Below are 16,124 nucleotides of genomic sequence, written 5' to 3' on the forward strand. Positions count from 1 at the left end.
CGTTCTTGCACCGATCGACGGATGCCGCCTCGCGGCATCCCGGCCGGTTTCTACCGTCGAGGTATGTCGCAACCCTTCGTCGTCGCTCCCCGAGAGGGCAGTGCCCCCGCGCACACCACCGCTGCGCTGGACGGTTCGTCCGTGACGGATGCCGCAGCAGGCGGGGCTCCCGCGCGCAGGCGGCTGCCGGATCATCCCGCGCTCGATGCGCTGCGCCCGCATCTGCTCGACCCCGAGGTCACCGACGTGTTCGTCAACGGCCGGGGCGGTCTGTTCGTCGACCGGGGTCGCGGTGCCGAGCCCGTCGCCGGGTGGCGGGCGGACGAGACGACGGCCCGCGCCCTGGCGGTGTCGCTGATCTCGCTCGGCGGCCGCCACATCGACGACGCGACGCCGTGCGCCGACGTGCGCTGGGAGGGAGGCATCCGGGTGCACGCCGTGCTGCCTCCGGTCGCGTGCGAGGGCGCGGTCATTTCGATCCGACTGCCCGCCGGCGACCGGATGACGCTCGACGATCTCGGGCGCCGCGGGATGTTCGACGCCGCGACAGCGAAGCGCCTCGAGGGGCTGGTGACGGCACGCACGAACGTCCTCGTGACCGGGGCGACCGGGGCGGGCAAGACGACCCTCCTCGCGGCGCTGCTGGGCCGCGTCGCGCCGACCGAACGCATCGTGACGATCGAGGATGTCGCCGAGCTCCGACTCGACCACCCCCACCACGTGCGGCTCGAAGCACGGCAGCCGAACCTCGAGGGGGCGGGCGCGGTGCCGCTGGCCCGGCTCGTCCGCGAGGCGCTGCGCATGCGTCCCGACCGTCTGGTGGTGGGGGAGTGCCGCGGCGAAGAGGTGCGCGAGCTGCTGACCGCCCTCAACACCGGACACGACGGCGGCGCGGGCACGGTACATGCGAGCGGTCTGGGTGACGTGCCGGCGCGGCTCGAGGCGCTCGGTTCGCTCGCCGGCCTCGACGACCACGCGGTCGCGCGGCAGGTGGTCAGCGCGATAGGAGCGATCGTGCACGTCGGCCGCGTCGACGGAGCACGACGCGTCACCGGCATGGCTCGCCCCATCCTGACCGGGGGCCGGCTCGACGTGCAGGAGCTGCGGTGAGGCGGCTGCGCCGACGGACGACGGATGCCGCTGCCGCGACGGCATCGTCGGTCGCACCCTCGCTGCGCCGCCTCGCGGTCCTCCTCGAAGCCGGCGTCGCACCGGACCTCGCCTGGCAGCACCTAGCGGCCGCCGGTGACGCCGCGGCCGTCGTCGTATGCGCCGGCCGGACGTCCGGCAACGACCTGGTGGCCGCGATCGGCGCGTCGGGCGGGGCCTGGCGCGACGCCGCCGCGGCCTGGCAGGTCGCCGCCGTCGTCGGCGCGCCGCTCGCACGCACGCTGCGGAGCATCGCGGCGGCCCTGAGCGAAGCCGAGCAGACGCGCGACGACGTCCGCGTCGCGCTCGCCGAACCGGCCGCCACCGCCCGCCTGGTCAGCTGGCTTCCCCTCGTCGCGGTCGTCCTCGCGCTCGTCCTCGGGTTCGACATCGTCGCCACCGTGACCCATCCGATCGGTGCTGTCTGCCTCGCCGCCGGCGCCTTCCTCATGGCTGCGGCGCACGTCTGGACGCGGCGGCTCGTGGCGCGGGCGCAACCCGATGGGACCGTCGCGGGGCTGACGTCGGAGATGCTCGCCATCGCCCTCTCGGGCGGCGTGTCGATCGCGCGCGCCGAGCAGGTGCTGGCATCGGTCGACACCGAGCCCACAGCGGCCGATCGCGAGGTCCTCGAGCTCTCGCGCACAGCCGGAGCGCCGGCCGTCGAGCTGCTGCGCGCCACCGCCGATCTCGAGCGGCATCGCGCCCGTGTCGACGGGCGCCTGCGCGCGGCGCGCCTCTCGTCGCGACTGCTGCTGCCGCTCGGTGTCTGCACACTGCCGGCCTTCCTGCTCATCGGCGTCGCCCCCATGCTGCTCAGCGTGCTCGCGAGCACCCCTCTGACGCTGTGACGCCCGCCTCCCCGCTACCCATCCGTGCCCGACCCACCACCCATCCAGAGAAACGGAGCGATCATGACACCCCACCTCCCGCGCCTCACCCGCGCACGCGCGGCGCGCCTGTTCGCCGACGAGTCCGGCGCCGCCACGGCCGAGTACGCCATCGCCACGATGGCGGCCGTCGCCTTCGCCGGGCTGCTGGTGATCATCATGCGCAGCGACGAGGTGCGCGGCATCCTCACCGACCTGGTGCGCCGCGCGCTCACGGTGCAATGAATCTGCGCCGGGACGAGCGCGGCTCGGCTACCGCCGAGTTCGCCATCGTCGTGCCCGCGGCGCTGCTGGTCGTGCTGCTCGCCGTCGCCTCGCTGGCGGCGGCGGGCACGCAGGTCCGGCTCGAGCATGCCGCCGCTCAGGCGGCGCGCCTGGCCGCGCGGGGAGAGGATGCCGGCCGCGCGCACGCCACGGTCACCGCGGCGGTTCCCGGCGCGTCGCTCTCACTCGGCGACGACGGCGACCTCGTGTGCGCCGTCGTCTCGGCCGACCACGGCGTTCCCCTGCCGCTGCCGCCCCTGCGGGCTCGCGCTTGCGCGCTCGCGGGAGACCTGACGTGACGGGGGCGGCGGTCGCCACGGGGGTCCTCGTCGTGACCGCGACCCTCGCGGCCGGGTGCGCCGCGGTCGGCGGGGCGGCCATCCGGTCGGCGCAGGTCACCGCCACCGCCGACAGCGCCGCGCTGGCCGCCGCAGACGCGGCCATCGGAATCGTCGGGGGAGTGCCGTGCGAGCGAGCCGCGCAGGTCGTTGCGAGCGCGGGCCTCGACCTGGCGGCCTGCGAGCTGGCGGGCGTCGTCGCGACGGTCGAGGTTGCGGGCTCGGTGGGTGTATTCCGCGTGCAGGCGCGCGCCCGCGCGGGGCCTCCGGCTTGATATGCCCGTCGGAGGATACGGGCGGTTCGCTCCCAGCGTCTTACCCCGTGTGGCGCGTGTATGGTTTGCGTCGGAGAAAGGAAGACTCGTGGCAGGCGGCAAGAAACTCGTCATCGTCGAGTCCCCGACCAAGATGAAGTCGATCCAGGGGTACCTGGGCGACGAGTACGAAGTGCTCAGCTCGGTCGGGCACATCCGGGACCTCGCTAAGAAAGAGGACATCCCGGCCGACAAGAAGCAGGCGTACGGCAAGTACTCCATCGACGTTGAGAACGGCTTCGATGCGTACTACGTGGTCAGCGACCGCAAGACAAAGACGGTCGCTGAGCTCAAGCGCGCCCTGAAGGGCGCCGACGAGGTCCTGCTCGCCACCGATGAAGACCGCGAAGGCGAAGCCATCGCGTGGCATCTGCTCGAGGTGCTCAAGCCCAAGGTGCCCGTGCGGCGCATGGTCTTCCACGAGATCACCAAGGACGCCATCCGCGCGGCTGCCGACAACACCCGCGAGCTCGACCTCGCGCTCGTCAACGCGCAGGAGACCCGCCGCGTCCTCGACCGCCTCTACGGGTGGGATGTCTCGCCCGTGCTGTGGCGCAAGATCGGTTCCGGTCGCGACGGCCAGGCGCTGAGCGCCGGCCGCGTGCAGTCCGCCGCGACCCGCATGGTCGTCGAGCGTGAGCGCGAGCGGATGTCGTTCGTCTCGGCGTCGTACTGGGACATCGAGGCCCACGCGGCGAAGGACGGCGGCTCGTTCTCGACCCGCCTCGCGCGTCTCGACGGCGCCCCGCTGGCCCGCGGCACCGACTTCGACGACGCCGGTTCGCTCAAGAAGGCGGTCGTCGTCCTCAGCGAGAAGGACGCCCGCGAGCTCGCTACCGCGATCGAGAAGGCCGCCACGGCCGCCGTCACCGCTGTCGAGGCCAAGCCCGGAACCCGCAGCCCCAAGCCGCCGTTCACGACTTCCACGATGCAGCAGGAGGCCGGCCGCAAGCTCTCGATGAGCGCGAAGCACGCGATGAGCGTCGCCCAGCGTCTCTACGAGAAGGGCTACATCACCTATATGCGTACCGACTCGACCGCGCTCTCGGCGCAGGCCGTGACGGCGGCGCGCACGCAGGCGGTCGCGCTCTATGGCGACCGCGCGGTTCCCGCGAGCCCGCGCTCGTACCGCAACAACGCCAAGAACGCCCAGGAGGCCCACGAGGCGATCCGTCCGTCGGGCGAGGAGTTCCGCACGCCGGCATCCGTCGCCTCCGGTCTCGACCGCGACGAGCAGCGCCTGTACGACCTCATCTGGAAGCGCACCGTTGCCAGCCAGATGTCAGACGCGAAGTACGAGACCACGACCGTCACCCTCGAGGTCGACGCCGGCGGCAAGCGCGCCGCGTTCACGGCATCCGGCACCGTCTACACCTTCAAGGGCTTCCTCGAGGCGTATGAAGAGGGCAACGACGAGAAGCGGGGCGACAACGACCGCTCCGCCGACCAGTCGCTGCCCCCCGTGGCCGTCGGCGACACCCTGACGCTGTCGGACGTCGAGCCGAAGGGCCACGCGACCAGCCCGAAGCCCCGCTACACCGAGGCGAGCCTCGTCAAGGCGCTCGAAGAGCGCGGCATCGGCCGCCCCTCGACGTTCGCGAGCATCATCGACGTCATCCTCGAGCGCGGCTACGTCACCAAGCGCGGACAGGCCCTGGTCCCCAGCTGGCTGTCGTTCAGCGTGGTCCGCCTGCTCGAGCAGCACTTCTCCGACCTCGTCGACTACGACTTCACGGCGGCGCTCGAGGACGACCTCGACGCGATCGCCCGCGGCGAGCAGGAGCGCGAGGCGTGGCTGAAGGAGTTCTACTTCGGTTCCGACAACCACGTCGGCCTGCGCAACATCGTCGAGAACCTCGAGGACATCGACGCCCGTGAGCTCAACGCCACGCCCATCGGCGACGTCGCGACCCTGCGCTTCGGCAAGTACGGTCCCTACCTCGACGTCCCGGTCGGTGACGGCGAGACGCGCATCGTCAACGTCCCCGACGACCTCGCACCCGACGAGCTGACGCCCGAGAAGGCGCGGGAGCTCATCGAGGCGCCCGTCGCGGGAGACCGCGTCCTGGGCGAGAACCCCGAGAACGGCAAGCTCATCGTCGTCAAGGACGGCCGCTTCGGTCCGTACGTGCAGGAGCTCGAGCCCGAGCCGGAAGAGACCGTCGACGAGGCGACCGGTGAGGTCGCGCCGGCGAAGAAGAAGACGACGAAGAAGAAGGAAGCAGCTCCCAAGCCGCGCACCGCGTCCCTCTTCAAGTCGATGAGCGTCGAGACCGTCGACCTCGATCAGGCGCTCAAGCTGCTGTCGCTGCCGCGCGTCGTGGGCGTCGACCCCGAGTCGGGCAACGAGATCACGGCGCAGAACGGCCGCTACGGTCCGTACCTGAAGAAGGGCACCGACTCGCGCACGCTCGCCAGCGAGCAGCAGCTGTTCGACATCACGCTCGAGGAGGCTCTCGCCCTTTACGCGCAGCCGAAGTACGGCGCGCGCGCAGCGTCGAGCGCCTTGAAGGAGTTCGAGGCCGACCCGACCAGCGGCAAGCCGATCAAGCTCAAGGACGGCCGCTTCGGCCCCTACGTCACCGATGGCGAGACGAACGCGACCATTCCCCGCGGCGAGAACGCCGAAGAGGTCACGTTCGAGCGTGCGGTGCAGCTGCTGGCCGACAAGCGCGCCAAGGGACCGGCCCCCAAGCGCACGCGCAAGACCACGACGACCCGCAAGCCCGCGGCGAAGAAGAAGTGACGGCGCCCGCGACCCGCGGGCTGTGGGTCACGCTCGAGGGCGGCGACGGGGCGGGCAAGACCACCCAGGCCGCCGCGCTCGAGGCGTGGCTGCGGCAGGCGGGACGCGCCGTCGTGCGCACGAGGGAACCCGGCGGCAGCGAGGTGGGCGTGCTCATCCGCGACATCGTGCTGCACCATCGCGGCGACATCGCGCCGCGGGCTGAGGCGCTGCTCTACGCCGCCGACCGCGCACACCACGTCGAGACGGTCGTCCGCCCCGCGCTCGCGCGCGGCGAGGTCGTCATCCAGGACCGCTACCTCGACTCGTCCGTCGCCTACCAGGGAGCCGGTCGGGTTCTCGACGCGCACGAGGTGCGCGAGCTGTCGCTCTGGGCCGCCAAGGGCGCCCTGCCCGAACTCACGGTCCTGCTCGACCTCGACCCCCGCGCGGCGCGCGAGCGGCTGGACGCCGCCGACAAACCGTTCGACCGGCTCGAAGCCGAGAAGGCCGAGTTCCACGAGCGGGTGCGAGCGGCGTTCCTGGCCCTGGCCGACGCCGAACCCGACCGTTTCCTCGTCGTCGACGCCACTCGGCCGCCGCTCGACATCGCCACCGAGATCCGCGAGCGCGTCGAGCGCGTGCTCACGGCCTCCTCCCCAGGCTGATCGCCGCAGCAGCCGGCGCTGATCGGGGCGGATCCGTCCCGACGAGGTCGGGGGCTCCCCGTAGGCTGGACCCATGGCAGCGGTGACCGAGCTCGCACCCCCGTGGGGCGAGGTATGGGGGCAGGATGCCGCCGTGGCGGCGCTGCAGGCCGCGGCATCCGATCCCGCGCAGCTGGCGCACGCCTGGCTCATCACGGGCCCGCCCGGATCCGGCCGTTCGACGCTCGCGCACGCGTTCGCGGCGGCGCTCATCGCCGAGCCCGGCGATGAGGCGGCGATGCGGCAGGTGCTCGCCGGCACGCACCCCGACCTCACGGCGTTGCGCACCGAGGGCGTCGTGATCTCGATCCGAGACGCCCGCGCCCTCGTCGAGCGCTCCTACTTCTCACCCTCGCTCGGACGCTACCGGGTGATCGTCGTCGAAGACGCCGACCGCATGGTCGAGCGCACGAGCAATGTCCTGCTGAAAGCGCTGGAAGAGCCGCCCGAGCAGACGGTGTGGGTGCTCTGCGCCCCGAGCGACGCCGACCTGCTGCCGACGATCCGCTCCCGAGTGCGCACGCTGCGGCTGCGCGAGCCCGACGTCGCCGACGTCGCACGCCTCATCTCCGCGCGTACCGGCGTCGACGACGCGGTCGCGCTGCAATCCGCCCGTCTGGCTCAGCGCCACATCGGCATGGCGCAGCGTCTGGCCACGGATGCCGCATCGCGCGAGCGACGCGACGCGACGCTGCGGTCGGTCCTCGCGGTGCGCGGGGTCGGCGACGCGGTCGAGACGGCCGGTCGGATCGTCGCGGCTGCGACGGAGGACGCCAAGGCGCTCACCGCGGAACGCGACGAAGCTGAGCGCGAAGCATTGCTGCGGACCCTGGGCGTCGCGCCCGGCGCCCCGGTACCCCCGGCGGTCCGCGGTCAGCTCGGCGCACTCGCCGACGACCAGAAGCGCCGCGCGACCCGGAGTCTTCGCGACGGCATCGACCGCGTCCTCACCGACCTCGAGTCGATGTACCGGGACGCCCTCATGCTGCAGTTCGGACGCAGCGACGACCTGATCAACGTCGAGCTGACCGACGAGCTCACCGCTCTCGCGTCGGCGTGGACGCCGGACCGTACGCTCGTCGTGCTCGATCGCATCTCCGCCACGCGCACCAACCTCGAGGGCAACGCGGCTCCGCTGCTCGCGCTCGAGAGCATGCTCATCACCGTCGCCAGCGGAAGGACACCGTGAAAGCTCCTCGTCGTCTGATCACCGCCGTCGCCCTCGTCGGGGCCGCGGTGGTCGCCTTGACCGGCTGCGTGTACAACGCCATCCCCGACGACAAGAGCGCGGCCCCCAGCCGGACACCGATCGTCGAGGGCATCGCGCCCGACCTCCTGCCCTTCTACAGCCAGGAGCTCACCTGGGAGAGCTGCGAAGGCGCCGACGCCGGTGCCTACGACTGCACGACCGTGCGCGCGCCGCGCGACTGGGACGACCCGTCGGCCGGTGAGCTCGAGCTCGCGCTCATCCGCCGCGCGGCCGATTCCGGCACGCCCGCCGGCTCGCTGCTGGTCAATCCCGGCGGGCCGGGAGCCAGCGGTTACGACCTCGTGGCCGACAGCGCTCAGTTCGCGGTGGGGTCGGTGCTCGCCGACGCCTATGACGTCGTCGGGTTCGACCCGCGCGGCGTCGGTCGATCGACCGCGGTGGCATGCTTCGACGCGGCCGGCACCGACGCCTACTTCTTCGACATCCCCGCGGCCCCGCGTGGCACTCCCGAGTGGGAGGCGGAGCTCACGGCCCGCAACGAGCAGTTCGCGGCGGCATGCGAGCAGAACAGCGACGGCATCCTTCCCTTCATCACGACGGAGTTCGCGGCGCGCGACATGGACCTGCTGCGGGCCGTGCTCGGCGACGAGAAGCTAAACTACCTCGGATACTCCTACGGGACGTTCCTGGGGGCGACGTACGCCAAGCTCTACCCCGACAACGTCGGCCGTCTCGTGCTCGACGGGGCGATCGACCCGAGCGTCCCCTCGCTCGAGGTCAGCACGACCCAGGCGATCGGGTTCGAATCCGCCCTGCGCGCTTTCATGGCGGCGTGCCTCGAGGCCGAGGACTGCCCCTTCCGCGGCTCGGTCGATGAGGCGATGGCCGACCTCGGCACCCTGCTGGCCAGCGTCGACGCGTCGCCGCTGCCCGCCGCCGACGGCCGCCGGCTCGGCGCCGACTCGCTGATGACCGCGATCATCGCCGCGCTCTACGCCGAGGGCAACTGGCCGATCCTGCGCCAGGCGCTGTCGCAGGCCCTGGCCGGCGACCCCGAGACGGCGTTCCTGCTCGCCGACTTCTACTACGCCCGCACGCCGGCGGGGGAGTACGAGGACAATTCCTCCGAGGCCTTCCGCGCCTACAACTGCATGGACTACCCGAACGACCTCACCCCCGAGGCCGAGGCGGCGTCGCAGCAGCGCATCGCCGCCGAAGCCCCGACCATCGCCCCTTACTGGGAAGGCGTCGACGCCTGCGCGGTGTGGCCGTACCCGCCGACCGGCACCCGCGGCGAGATCACCGCGGAAGGTGCGGCGCCGATGATCGTGATCGGCACCACCAACGACCCGGCCACCCCGTACGAATGGTCCGTCGCTCTTGCCGACCAGCTCGCGTCGGGCGTGCTCATCACCCGCGAGGGCGAGGGCCACACGGGCTTCCAGAAGGGCAGCACGTGCGTCGACAAGGCGGTGGAGGACTTCTTCATCGACGGCACCGTGCCCGAGGACGGACTAGTCTGCCAGTAGCTCAGACGCTCGGTCTCGGCAACGAACGCGCCGTCGCGACCGCGTCGAGCAGCGGCGCGGGGTCGTTACCGAGACCGGCGAGCACGGCGGTGACGCGGTCGCCGAAGTCCGCGGGAGCGATCGGCAAGCGGCCGACGCCGGGAACTAGCCCCTTCTCGTTCACCACCCACGCACGGGCAGCGGCATGCCACGCGTGGGCAAGTCGCATCACCGTCTGAGTGACGGCGAGAGCCACGTACGCCGTGTCCGCGCGAGCAGCCGCTTTCGCGGCGGCATCCAGGGTGAAATCGGTCTGCCACAGGTCGTCGATCATGGCTGCGCGGAGTGCGCCGGGGTACGGGCGCAGAAGTGCGGCGACGTCGTGCAGGTACCCGCTCGGGTCGGCCAGGGGACGGCACAGGGCGACCTCTCCCGCGTAGGCGACGTCGAGGAATCCGAGCGGGTGCCCGGGCTGCGCGTGGAAGGCGAAACGCCCTTGCAGCGCGCGTGACGTCTGCTCGTCCACCCGGTCGATATCCCGGACGATGACGTCGACCGGGAATCCGTCGACGCGCAGCCACGCGCCGCTGTCGACCCAGGGACCCCAGCTTCCTGCCGGACCGATCTCGACACGGCCGTCGGCGCGCGCGGAGGCGGCGTCGGAAAGGGCGACGCGGTCGACTCTCGGGTGGACGTAGACGCCCAGATCGACGTCCGAGTCCGGGGCATGCGTCCCGCGGGCACGACTGCCGCCCAGCGCGACGGCCACGACGCCGGGGACCGCGATGAGGTCGCGCGCGGTCGCCGCCAGCTCCGACTCGGGAATCATGACGTCAGGCTAACGCCGACGGCATCCCGCGTCCGGCCAGGTCAGCGGCGCAGGATGCGGCGGGCCAGGGCGTTGCCCAGGAACTGCACGCCCTGCACGATCACGACGATCACGAGCACCGCTGCCCAGGTCACCCAGGGATTGAACTGGCGGAAGCCGTTCACGAGCGCGAACTGGCCGAGGCCGCCCGCTGCGACGGCGCCTGCGATCGCGGTCATGTCGACCAGGGCGACGACGATGAAGGTGTAACCCAGCACGAGGGGGCCGAGAGATTCGCGCGGCACCAGGCGGAACAGGATCCGCGACCGGCTCGCTCCCGCGGCCCGGGCGGCCTCGATCACGCCGGGGCGCACGGTCAGCAGGTTCTGCTCGACGATGCGGCCGATCGCGAACATCGAGGCGATCGAGATCGCGAAGACGCCGAACTCGATCCCGATGCCACGGATGCCGACGGCGCGGGCGAGCGGCTGCACGGCCGCGAGCAGGATGATGAAGGGGATCGGGCGGAACGTGTTGACGATGACGTTCAGGACGCCGAAGACGGCGCGGTTGGGGAACAGGCTGCCAGCGCGCGTGGCGTACAGGGCGAGGCCAATGAGGAAGCCCGCCAGCCCACCGAAGATGAGGCTGAGCGTGATCATGTAGAGCGTCTCGGCCGTTGCGGGCCAGAGCTCGGGCAGCAGGTCGATGAGCCTATCCACGGACGTCCTCCTCGATCAGCGGTGCGTGCTGCGACGCGGCGGCGATGGCGCGCTCGACGGCGTCGTCGTCGCCGGTGACGGCGAGAGTCAGGTGGCCGAACACGCGACCACGGATGTCGTTGATGCCGCCGTGGATCAGCTCGAACCGGGCTCCGTGCGACGACAGGGCGGCGAAGACGTCGGCCTGGGTGGCCTCGCCCTCGCGGATGGTGAACGTGACGATGCGACCGGGATGCCGCCGCGTCAACGCGACGAGCTTGTCGCCCGACGGCACCTCGTCGATGATGCTCGCGACGAATCGGCGGGTCGCGGGCTGCTGCGGGGAGGAGAGCACCTCGAAGACTTCGCCGCTCTCGATGATGCGTCCGTGCTCCATGACCACCACGCGATCGGCGATGGCGCGGACGACCTCCATCTCGTGCGTGATGACGAGGATCGTGACGCCGAGCTCGGTGTTGATCCGCTTGAGCAGGGCGAGGACCTCCTGCGTCGTGTCGGGGTCGAGCGCGCTCGTCGCCTCGTCCGCGAGCAGGATGCGGGGATTCGTGGCCAGCGCCCGGGCGATGCCGACGCGCTGGCGCTGGCCGCCCGACAGTTGCTCGGGATAGTTGCGCGCCTTGCCGGCGAGACCGACGAAGTCGAGCAGCTCGCTCACGCGTGCCTTCACCTCGGCGCGGGATTTCCCCGCGACCTCGAGCGGGTACGCGACGTTGCCGGCGACGGTGCGCGAGTCGAACAGATTGAACTGCTGGAAGATCATCCCGATGTCACCGCGCAGTGCACGCAGCTCGCGTTCCCGCAGCCCGGTGATGTCGCGTCCGTCGATCTCGACACGGCCGCTCGTCGGGGTCTCGAGCGCGTTGACCAGGCGAAGCACCGTGCTCTTGCCGGCCCCGGAGTAGCCCACGATGCCGCACACGGAGCCCGCGGCGATCTCGAGGTCGACGTCGTCCACCGCGAGGACGGGCTCACCGCCCTTGGCGGACGGGGGGAAGCGCTTTGTCACGCCGGACAGGCGGATCAGGGTCATACGAAGGCTCCTCGAACGCGACATGCGTGTGCGGCCCGTCCGGAGGGAACGGGCCGCACACGCATGATGTCACTGGTTGGCGCGGATGTCGTCCTCGACCTGCTTGAGGGCCGAGGCGAGCTCGTCGGCGGGGGTCTTCACGAGCACGGCCGAGCCGCCGGAAGCCTCCTGCAGCCCGTCGGTGACGGCCGTGGTGTCCTGGAAGATCTCGACGAGCTTCTGGTACGTGGGGTTGTCGGCGTCCTCGGCCTTGGCGGCGAAGATGTTGATGTACGGCTGCGCGCTGGGGTCGCTGGGGTCATCCGTCGCCAGAGCCTCGTCGAACGTCAGGCCGGCGTCCTCGACGAAGTCGTTGTTGATGATCGCGGCCGCGACATCCGGCAGCGACGTGGCCGTCAGAGCGGCATCCAGCGCCTCGACGGTCACCTTCGAGCCGGGCTCGACGTCGGCGACGGTGGAGAACACCGATCCGCCGTCCTTGAGCTCGATGAGCCCCTGCGCCTGCAGCACGAGCAGTCCGCGCGCCTGGTTGCTCTCGTCGTCGGGCACGACGACCGTCGACCCCTCGGGGATCTCGTCGACCGAGCCGTACTGCGACGAGTACAGCCCGAGCGGGTAGGTGGCGGTCGAACCGACGGCGACGAGGTCGTCGTCGGCGTTCACGTTGTAGGTCGCGAGGTAGATGATGTGCTGGAACTGGTTGAGGTCCAGCTCGCCGGCCGACAGGGCGGGGTTGGGCTGCGTGTACTCGGTGAAGTCGACGATCTCGACCTCGATGCCCTCTTCGGCGGCGGCGTCGACGTACGTCTGCCAGTACGGGTCACCGGCGCCGACGACGCCGATGCGCACGGGGCCCTCGGACGCGGCGTCTCCCGAGCCGTCGGATCCGCCGGCGCAGGCGCCCAGCAGCAGAGTCAGGGGGAGGGCCAGGGCGGCCGCGGTCAGAAGTCGCTTGGACATGAGTGGTGCTCCTCGGATCGGGCACCGCGGGGCGGTATCCCGCCCGTGCGTGACCGGAGTCACGCTCGCCTCGTCGCGGTGCCCTTCGACGCTAAGCGCCGCCGATGGACAACGAGTAATCGATGCGTAACACGGCGTCTCCCGCTATAAGGGCCACCCGAACGGCGCCGGTTCGCGGTGGGGTCCGCGAGCATGTAAGATTGCTGATCGTGCATCGCACAGCGACGCGCGCCGCCTTAGCTCAGACGGCAGAGCGATTCACTCGTAATGAATAGGTCAAGGGTTCGATTCCCTTAGGCGGCTCCACAACGAAAGGCCCGGACTCCGAAGAGTCCGGGCCTTTCGTGTTCCCGCTCGGGCGGGAGCGCTGCGATCGTTACAGCGTCGCGACGAACGGGTCGAAGTCGACCGGCACGGTGGGCACGGGTGCCACGGTGCTGGCGACCTTCACGAACTCGCCGGATGCCGCCGATTCCTGCGCCGAGAGCATGACGTCGAGCACGTGGTAGCCCAGCTCGCCGGTGGCCACGTGGGGCCGGTCCTCGGCGATGGCGCGCACCATGTCGAGCAGGCCCAGGCCGCGCCCGGTGAGCGTGCCCTCCTGCTCGATCTCGATCCATTCCTGCTCGCCCCAGTTGCCGTCCGAGATCGACTTCCGCGCCTTGACGTACGCGATGCGGCCTTCGAACTGGTTGGGGTCGGGCAGCACGATCGAGCCCTCGGTGCCGTGCACCTCGAACACGCCGTGGCGCTCCAGGGCGGAGTCGAAGCTCAGCAGGCTCGCGGCCTGCTGCCCGGCCTCGAAGGCCGTGATGACCTGCATGGTGGTCGGCACCTCGACGGGGAAGACCGTGCCCGCGTTGGGCCCGGCCTGGATCGTGCGCTCCTCCAGCTTCTTGCGTCCGACCGCGGCGACACGATCGACCGAACCGAAGAGGCTGACGAGACCGCTGAAGTAGTACGGACCCATGTCGAGCAGCGGCCCGGCGCCCTGCGCGAACAAGAAGGCCGGGCTCGGGTGCCACAGGTCCGGACCGACCGTCTGGAAGGCGGTCGACGCGAACATCGGCTCTCCGATGACGCCGCTCTGGATCGCCCGCTTGGCCGTCTGGAAGCCCGGTCCGAGGAGGGTGTCGGGCGCCGAACCGATGCGCACGCCCGCGGCATCCGCCTGTCGCAGCAGCTCGGCCGTGCTCTCGCGGTCGAGGCCCAGCGGCTTCTCTGTCCAGACGTGCTTGCCTGCGGCGACGGCACGCGAGGAGATCTCGACGTGGACCGCGGGGATCGTCAGGTTGACGACGACGTCCACATCGGGGTGCGCGAGCACGTCGTCGGTCGTGCCCCATTCGGCGACGCCGTGCTTCTCGGCCTGAGCCTTCGCGCGGTCGACGTCGAGGTCGCCGAGGATGACGACGCGCACGTCGGGGTACGAGCCGAGGTTCTCGAGGTAGGTGTCGCTGATGACGCCGACGCCGACGAAGCCGACTCCGACGGGGCCGGTCATGCGCTGACGCCGTTCTCGCGCAGGAACGCCAGGCTCGCGGCGACATCGGCGAAGACGTCACCGGGAGCGTGGTCGTACTCGACGACGGCGTACTTCAGTGCGGTCGCGGCGCGCAGTGATTCGGCGAGGGGGACGTCACCGCTGCCGGCGTGACGCTGGTCGAGGCTGTCCGAGCCGAACTGCTCGGCACCCGGAGCCCACGGGTTCGACGTCGGGACGACGCCGTCCTTGACGTGCACGGCGATGAGGCGGTCGCCGAGGGTCTTCACCAGGGCCGGGACGTCCTGCCCACCGGTCAGCGCCCAGAACAGGTCGAGCTCGAGCGTCACGCGCTCGTCGAGCAGCGAGACGAAGCGCTCGTACGCGCTCTGCGCGTCGAAGGACGCGATGAACTCCTGCGCGTGGTTGTGATAGCCCACGGTCAGGCCGAATCCGGCCGCGGTCTCGGCTGCGGCATTGAGGCGCTCGGCGATGTCGGCGACGCCGTCCTCGGTCAGCCAGCGCTCGGGCGCGACGAACGGATCGATCACGGTCGTGATGCCGATCGTCGCGGCGGCCTCGTAGACCACCTCGGGCGCGGGGGTCGGGATCGACCCGTCGGGCGTCCACAGCTCGTCGGTCAGCAGGGGAGCGTGTCCGGTCGGAGCGGTGAGACCCGCGGCATCCAGAGCCGCACGGATCTCGGTGGGACGCGAGACGAAGTCGAACGCCTCGACATGCGCGAACCCGATCTCGGCGAGCTTCGCCAGCGAGCCGGACATGTCGGCGGAGAACTCCTTCGCAAGCGAATAGAGCTGGACGGATGCCTGGACCTCAGTCACAGTCGACCTTCTTTCGTACGTCATCGTGCGGGGTGCCTGGTGGCGGCACGTCGTCACGCTAACACGGAATACATCCAGTTGGAGGTTTTTGTTAGAGTCGCGCTGTGAGCACCGACGATCGCGCAGCCGTGGGCCGACCCGGCGCCTATGCCAAGGGGGTCGCGCGGCGCCGCGAGATCCTCGACCGAGCGATCGAGGTGTTCCAGGAGCGCGGGCTGCAGGGCACGTCGCTGCGCCGCATCGCCGAGGCGATCGGCGTCTCGCATGCCGCGCTGCTGCACTACTTCGAATCCCGCGAGCAGCTGCTCGTCGCCGTCTACGAGCACGCCGAGGCGCAGCGCGACGCGCGTGACCGGCCGCCGTCCGCGACGGCAGTGGGCGTCATGACGCGGGCGGCCGTCGACAACGCCGAAGTGCCCGGGCTCGTCGAGCTGTACTCGACCCTCGTCGCCGGGGCGCTGGAGGCGGGCAGCGAGCACGGCAAGGCCTTCTTCACGGCGCGGTTCGAGCGCGTGCGCGCGCAGCTCACGCAGCGGCTGCGGGACGAGCAGAGCGCGGGCACCGTGCGCGATGACGTCCCGGCCGAGCAGCTCGCCGCTCTGCTGGTCGCGGCTTCGGACGGTCTGCAGATCCAGTGGCTGCTCGAGCCGTCGATCGAACTCGAGCGCACGTTGGCCTCGCTGAGCGTGCTGCTGCGACCGGCGTGACCCATACTGAGAGGATGCTGCGCGCGCCTCTCACCGTTCGCCGCCCGCGCGCATGACGACGGCACTCGACGCCGTGCTCGAGGTGTTCACGTGGATCGGGTTCGGGGGCGCCGTCGTCCTCGCGATCGCGCTGGTCGTGCTGTGGGCGAGCGACGGCACGTGGCTGCCGGCCGAAGCGATAGTCGACCACGACGGCGACGGCACGTGGGTGCGCTGGTTCGACGACGAGGGCGAGGCCAACAGTGCGCGCGTCGACGCCCACACGGCAGCGGAACTGGCGGACGTCGACCGGGCGCACATCTGGTTCCGTCATGGATGGCGCGGACGGATGCGGCTGACCCGCAGACCGCCGCTGCACCGCCCGCTGCTCGGGCTGACGTGGGGAGCGCTCGCGCTGGGCATCGTCTCGGTCGTGGTCTCGACGATCGTCCTCTTCGCGCGCGGCTGATCGCCCCCGCGGAGCATGC

Annotated in this window: 17 protein-coding genes and 1 tRNA gene; 12 read left to right on the forward strand and 6 right to left on the reverse strand. The window is 71.0% G+C overall.

The genetic code is table 11. From position 1 onward, the window contains the following. Positions 1-63 precede the first annotated feature (63 nt). From JOF37_RS14120 to JOF37_RS14160, 9 genes are all read left to right on the forward strand, one after another. Positions 64-1,110: a TadA family conjugal transfer-associated ATPase gene (locus JOF37_RS14120; RefSeq protein ID WP_245338177.1), complete on the forward strand. Its 1,047-nt coding sequence runs from the start codon at positions 64-66 to the stop codon at positions 1,108-1,110. Between the two features lie 5 nt (positions 1,111-1,115). Then, positions 1,116-2,000, forward strand: a complete 885-nt coding sequence (locus JOF37_RS14125; protein ID WP_210007833.1) for a type II secretion system F family protein — start codon at positions 1,116-1,118, stop codon at positions 1,998-2,000. 63 nt (positions 2,001-2,063) lie between these two features. Beyond that, a complete protein-coding gene (locus JOF37_RS14130; protein ID WP_210007399.1) occupies positions 2,064-2,264 on the forward strand; it encodes a DUF4244 domain-containing protein in 201 nt (66 codons plus the stop codon). Continuing rightward, complete coding sequence (locus JOF37_RS14135) at positions 2,261-2,602, forward strand: TadE family type IV pilus minor pilin (RefSeq protein WP_210007400.1); 342 nt, start codon at positions 2,261-2,263, stop codon at positions 2,600-2,602. The genes JOF37_RS14130 and JOF37_RS14135 overlap by 4 nt, the downstream gene beginning before the upstream one ends. Next, positions 2,599-2,916, forward strand: a complete 318-nt coding sequence (locus tag JOF37_RS14140; protein WP_210007401.1) for a helicase — start codon at positions 2,599-2,601, stop codon at positions 2,914-2,916. The genes JOF37_RS14135 and JOF37_RS14140 overlap by 4 nt, the downstream gene beginning before the upstream one ends. 88 nt (positions 2,917-3,004) lie before the next feature. Beyond that, positions 3,005-5,701, forward strand: a complete 2,697-nt coding sequence (gene topA, locus JOF37_RS14145) for a type I DNA topoisomerase (protein WP_210007402.1) — start codon at positions 3,005-3,007, stop codon at positions 5,699-5,701. Beyond that, positions 5,698-6,348 (forward strand): dTMP kinase, encoded by a 651-nt coding sequence (tmk, locus tag JOF37_RS14150; RefSeq protein ID WP_210007403.1) that lies wholly within the window; start codon positions 5,698-5,700, stop codon positions 6,346-6,348. The genes topA and tmk overlap by 4 nt, the downstream gene beginning before the upstream one ends. A 73-nt stretch (positions 6,349-6,421) precedes the next feature. After that, a complete protein-coding gene (locus JOF37_RS14155; protein ID WP_210007404.1) occupies positions 6,422-7,576 on the forward strand; it encodes a DNA polymerase III subunit delta' in 1,155 nt (384 codons plus the stop codon). Continuing rightward, complete coding sequence (locus JOF37_RS14160) at positions 7,573-9,126, forward strand: alpha/beta hydrolase (protein WP_210007405.1); 1,554 nt, start codon at positions 7,573-7,575, stop codon at positions 9,124-9,126. The genes JOF37_RS14155 and JOF37_RS14160 overlap by 4 nt, the downstream gene beginning before the upstream one ends. Position 9,127: 1 nt before the next feature. On the opposite strand, the gene JOF37_RS14165 is transcribed toward JOF37_RS14160, so the two are convergent. The 4 genes from JOF37_RS14165 to JOF37_RS14180 form a co-directional block, all read right to left on the reverse strand. Then, positions 9,128-9,934, reverse strand: coding sequence for a nucleotidyltransferase domain-containing protein (locus JOF37_RS14165; RefSeq protein WP_210007406.1), 807 nt, complete (start codon positions 9,932-9,934; stop codon positions 9,128-9,130). A gap of 41 nt (positions 9,935-9,975) precedes the next feature. After that, entirely contained in the window at positions 9,976-10,635 is a 660-nt protein-coding gene (locus JOF37_RS14170; protein WP_210007407.1) for a methionine ABC transporter permease, read from the reverse strand. After that, entirely contained in the window at positions 10,628-11,665 is a 1,038-nt protein-coding gene (locus JOF37_RS14175; protein ID WP_210007408.1) for a methionine ABC transporter ATP-binding protein, read from the reverse strand. Before JOF37_RS14175 ends, JOF37_RS14170 begins: the two co-directional genes overlap by 8 nt. 69 nt (positions 11,666-11,734) lie before the next feature. Then, a complete protein-coding gene (locus JOF37_RS14180; RefSeq protein WP_210007409.1) occupies positions 11,735-12,625 on the reverse strand; it encodes a MetQ/NlpA family ABC transporter substrate-binding protein in 891 nt (296 codons plus the stop codon). Between the two features lie 230 nt (positions 12,626-12,855). Here JOF37_RS14180 and JOF37_RS14185 point away from each other — a divergent pair. Then, positions 12,856-12,931: transfer RNA gene (locus tag JOF37_RS14185), tRNA-Thr, on the forward strand. A gap of 70 nt (positions 12,932-13,001) precedes the next feature. Here JOF37_RS14185 and JOF37_RS14190 read toward each other — a convergent pair. Together JOF37_RS14190 and JOF37_RS14195 are read right to left on the reverse strand one after the other, a co-directional pair. Beyond that, the gene (locus JOF37_RS14190) at positions 13,002-14,129 is read right to left on the reverse strand and encodes a Gfo/Idh/MocA family protein (RefSeq protein WP_210007410.1); all 1,128 of its coding nucleotides are present in this window, start codon (positions 14,127-14,129) and stop codon (positions 13,002-13,004) included. Further along, the gene (locus JOF37_RS14195) at positions 14,126-14,890 is read right to left on the reverse strand and encodes a sugar phosphate isomerase/epimerase family protein (RefSeq protein WP_210007834.1); all 765 of its coding nucleotides are present in this window, start codon (positions 14,888-14,890) and stop codon (positions 14,126-14,128) included. Before JOF37_RS14195 ends, JOF37_RS14190 begins: the two co-directional genes overlap by 4 nt. A 164-nt stretch (positions 14,891-15,054) precedes the next feature. Here JOF37_RS14195 and JOF37_RS14200 point away from each other — a divergent pair, with 164 nt between their 5' ends. Together JOF37_RS14200 and JOF37_RS14205 are read left to right on the forward strand one after the other, a co-directional pair. Next, the gene (locus JOF37_RS14200) at positions 15,055-15,657 is read left to right on the forward strand and encodes a TetR/AcrR family transcriptional regulator (protein ID WP_210007411.1); all 603 of its coding nucleotides are present in this window, start codon (positions 15,055-15,057) and stop codon (positions 15,655-15,657) included. A gap of 52 nt (positions 15,658-15,709) precedes the next feature. Beyond that, positions 15,710-16,105, forward strand: a complete 396-nt coding sequence (locus JOF37_RS14205) for a hypothetical protein (RefSeq protein WP_210007412.1) — start codon at positions 15,710-15,712, stop codon at positions 16,103-16,105. Positions 16,106-16,124 lie beyond the last annotated feature (19 nt).

The sequence above is a fragment of the Microbacterium imperiale genome (genome assembly GCF_017876655.1).
GTDB lineage: Bacteria > Actinomycetota > Actinomycetes > Actinomycetales > Microbacteriaceae > Microbacterium > Microbacterium imperiale.

What these genes read in the sequence shown, in the direction of transcription:
- JOF37_RS14120 (WP_245338177.1), top strand. Translation starts at nt 64, where the DNA reads ATGTCGCAACCCTTCGTCGTCGCTCCCCGAGAGGGCAGTGCCCCCGCG.
- JOF37_RS14130 (WP_210007399.1), top strand. Translation starts at nt 2,064, where the DNA reads ATGACACCCCACCTCCCGCGCCTCACCCGCGCACGCGCGGCGCGCCTG.
- JOF37_RS14135 (WP_210007400.1), top strand. Translation starts at nt 2,261, where the DNA reads ATGAATCTGCGCCGGGACGAGCGCGGCTCGGCTACCGCCGAGTTCGCC.
- JOF37_RS14155 (WP_210007404.1), top strand. Translation starts at nt 6,422, where the DNA reads ATGGCAGCGGTGACCGAGCTCGCACCCCCGTGGGGCGAGGTATGGGGG.
- JOF37_RS14165 (WP_210007406.1), bottom strand. Translation starts at nt 9,934, where the DNA reads ATGATTCCCGAGTCGGAGCTGGCGGCGACCGCGCGCGACCTCATCGCG.
- JOF37_RS14175 (WP_210007408.1), bottom strand. Translation starts at nt 11,665, where the DNA reads ATGACCCTGATCCGCCTGTCCGGCGTGACAAAGCGCTTCCCCCCGTCC.
- JOF37_RS14180 (WP_210007409.1), bottom strand. Translation starts at nt 12,625, where the DNA reads ATGTCCAAGCGACTTCTGACCGCGGCCGCCCTGGCCCTCCCCCTGACT.
- JOF37_RS14190 (WP_210007410.1), bottom strand. Translation starts at nt 14,129, where the DNA reads ATGACCGGCCCCGTCGGAGTCGGCTTCGTCGGCGTCGGCGTCATCAGC.
- JOF37_RS14195 (WP_210007834.1), bottom strand. Translation starts at nt 14,890, where the DNA reads ATGTCCGGCTCGCTGGCGAAGCTCGCCGAGATCGGGTTCGCGCATGTC.
- JOF37_RS14205 (WP_210007412.1), top strand. Translation starts at nt 15,710, where the DNA reads ATGACGACGGCACTCGACGCCGTGCTCGAGGTGTTCACGTGGATCGGG.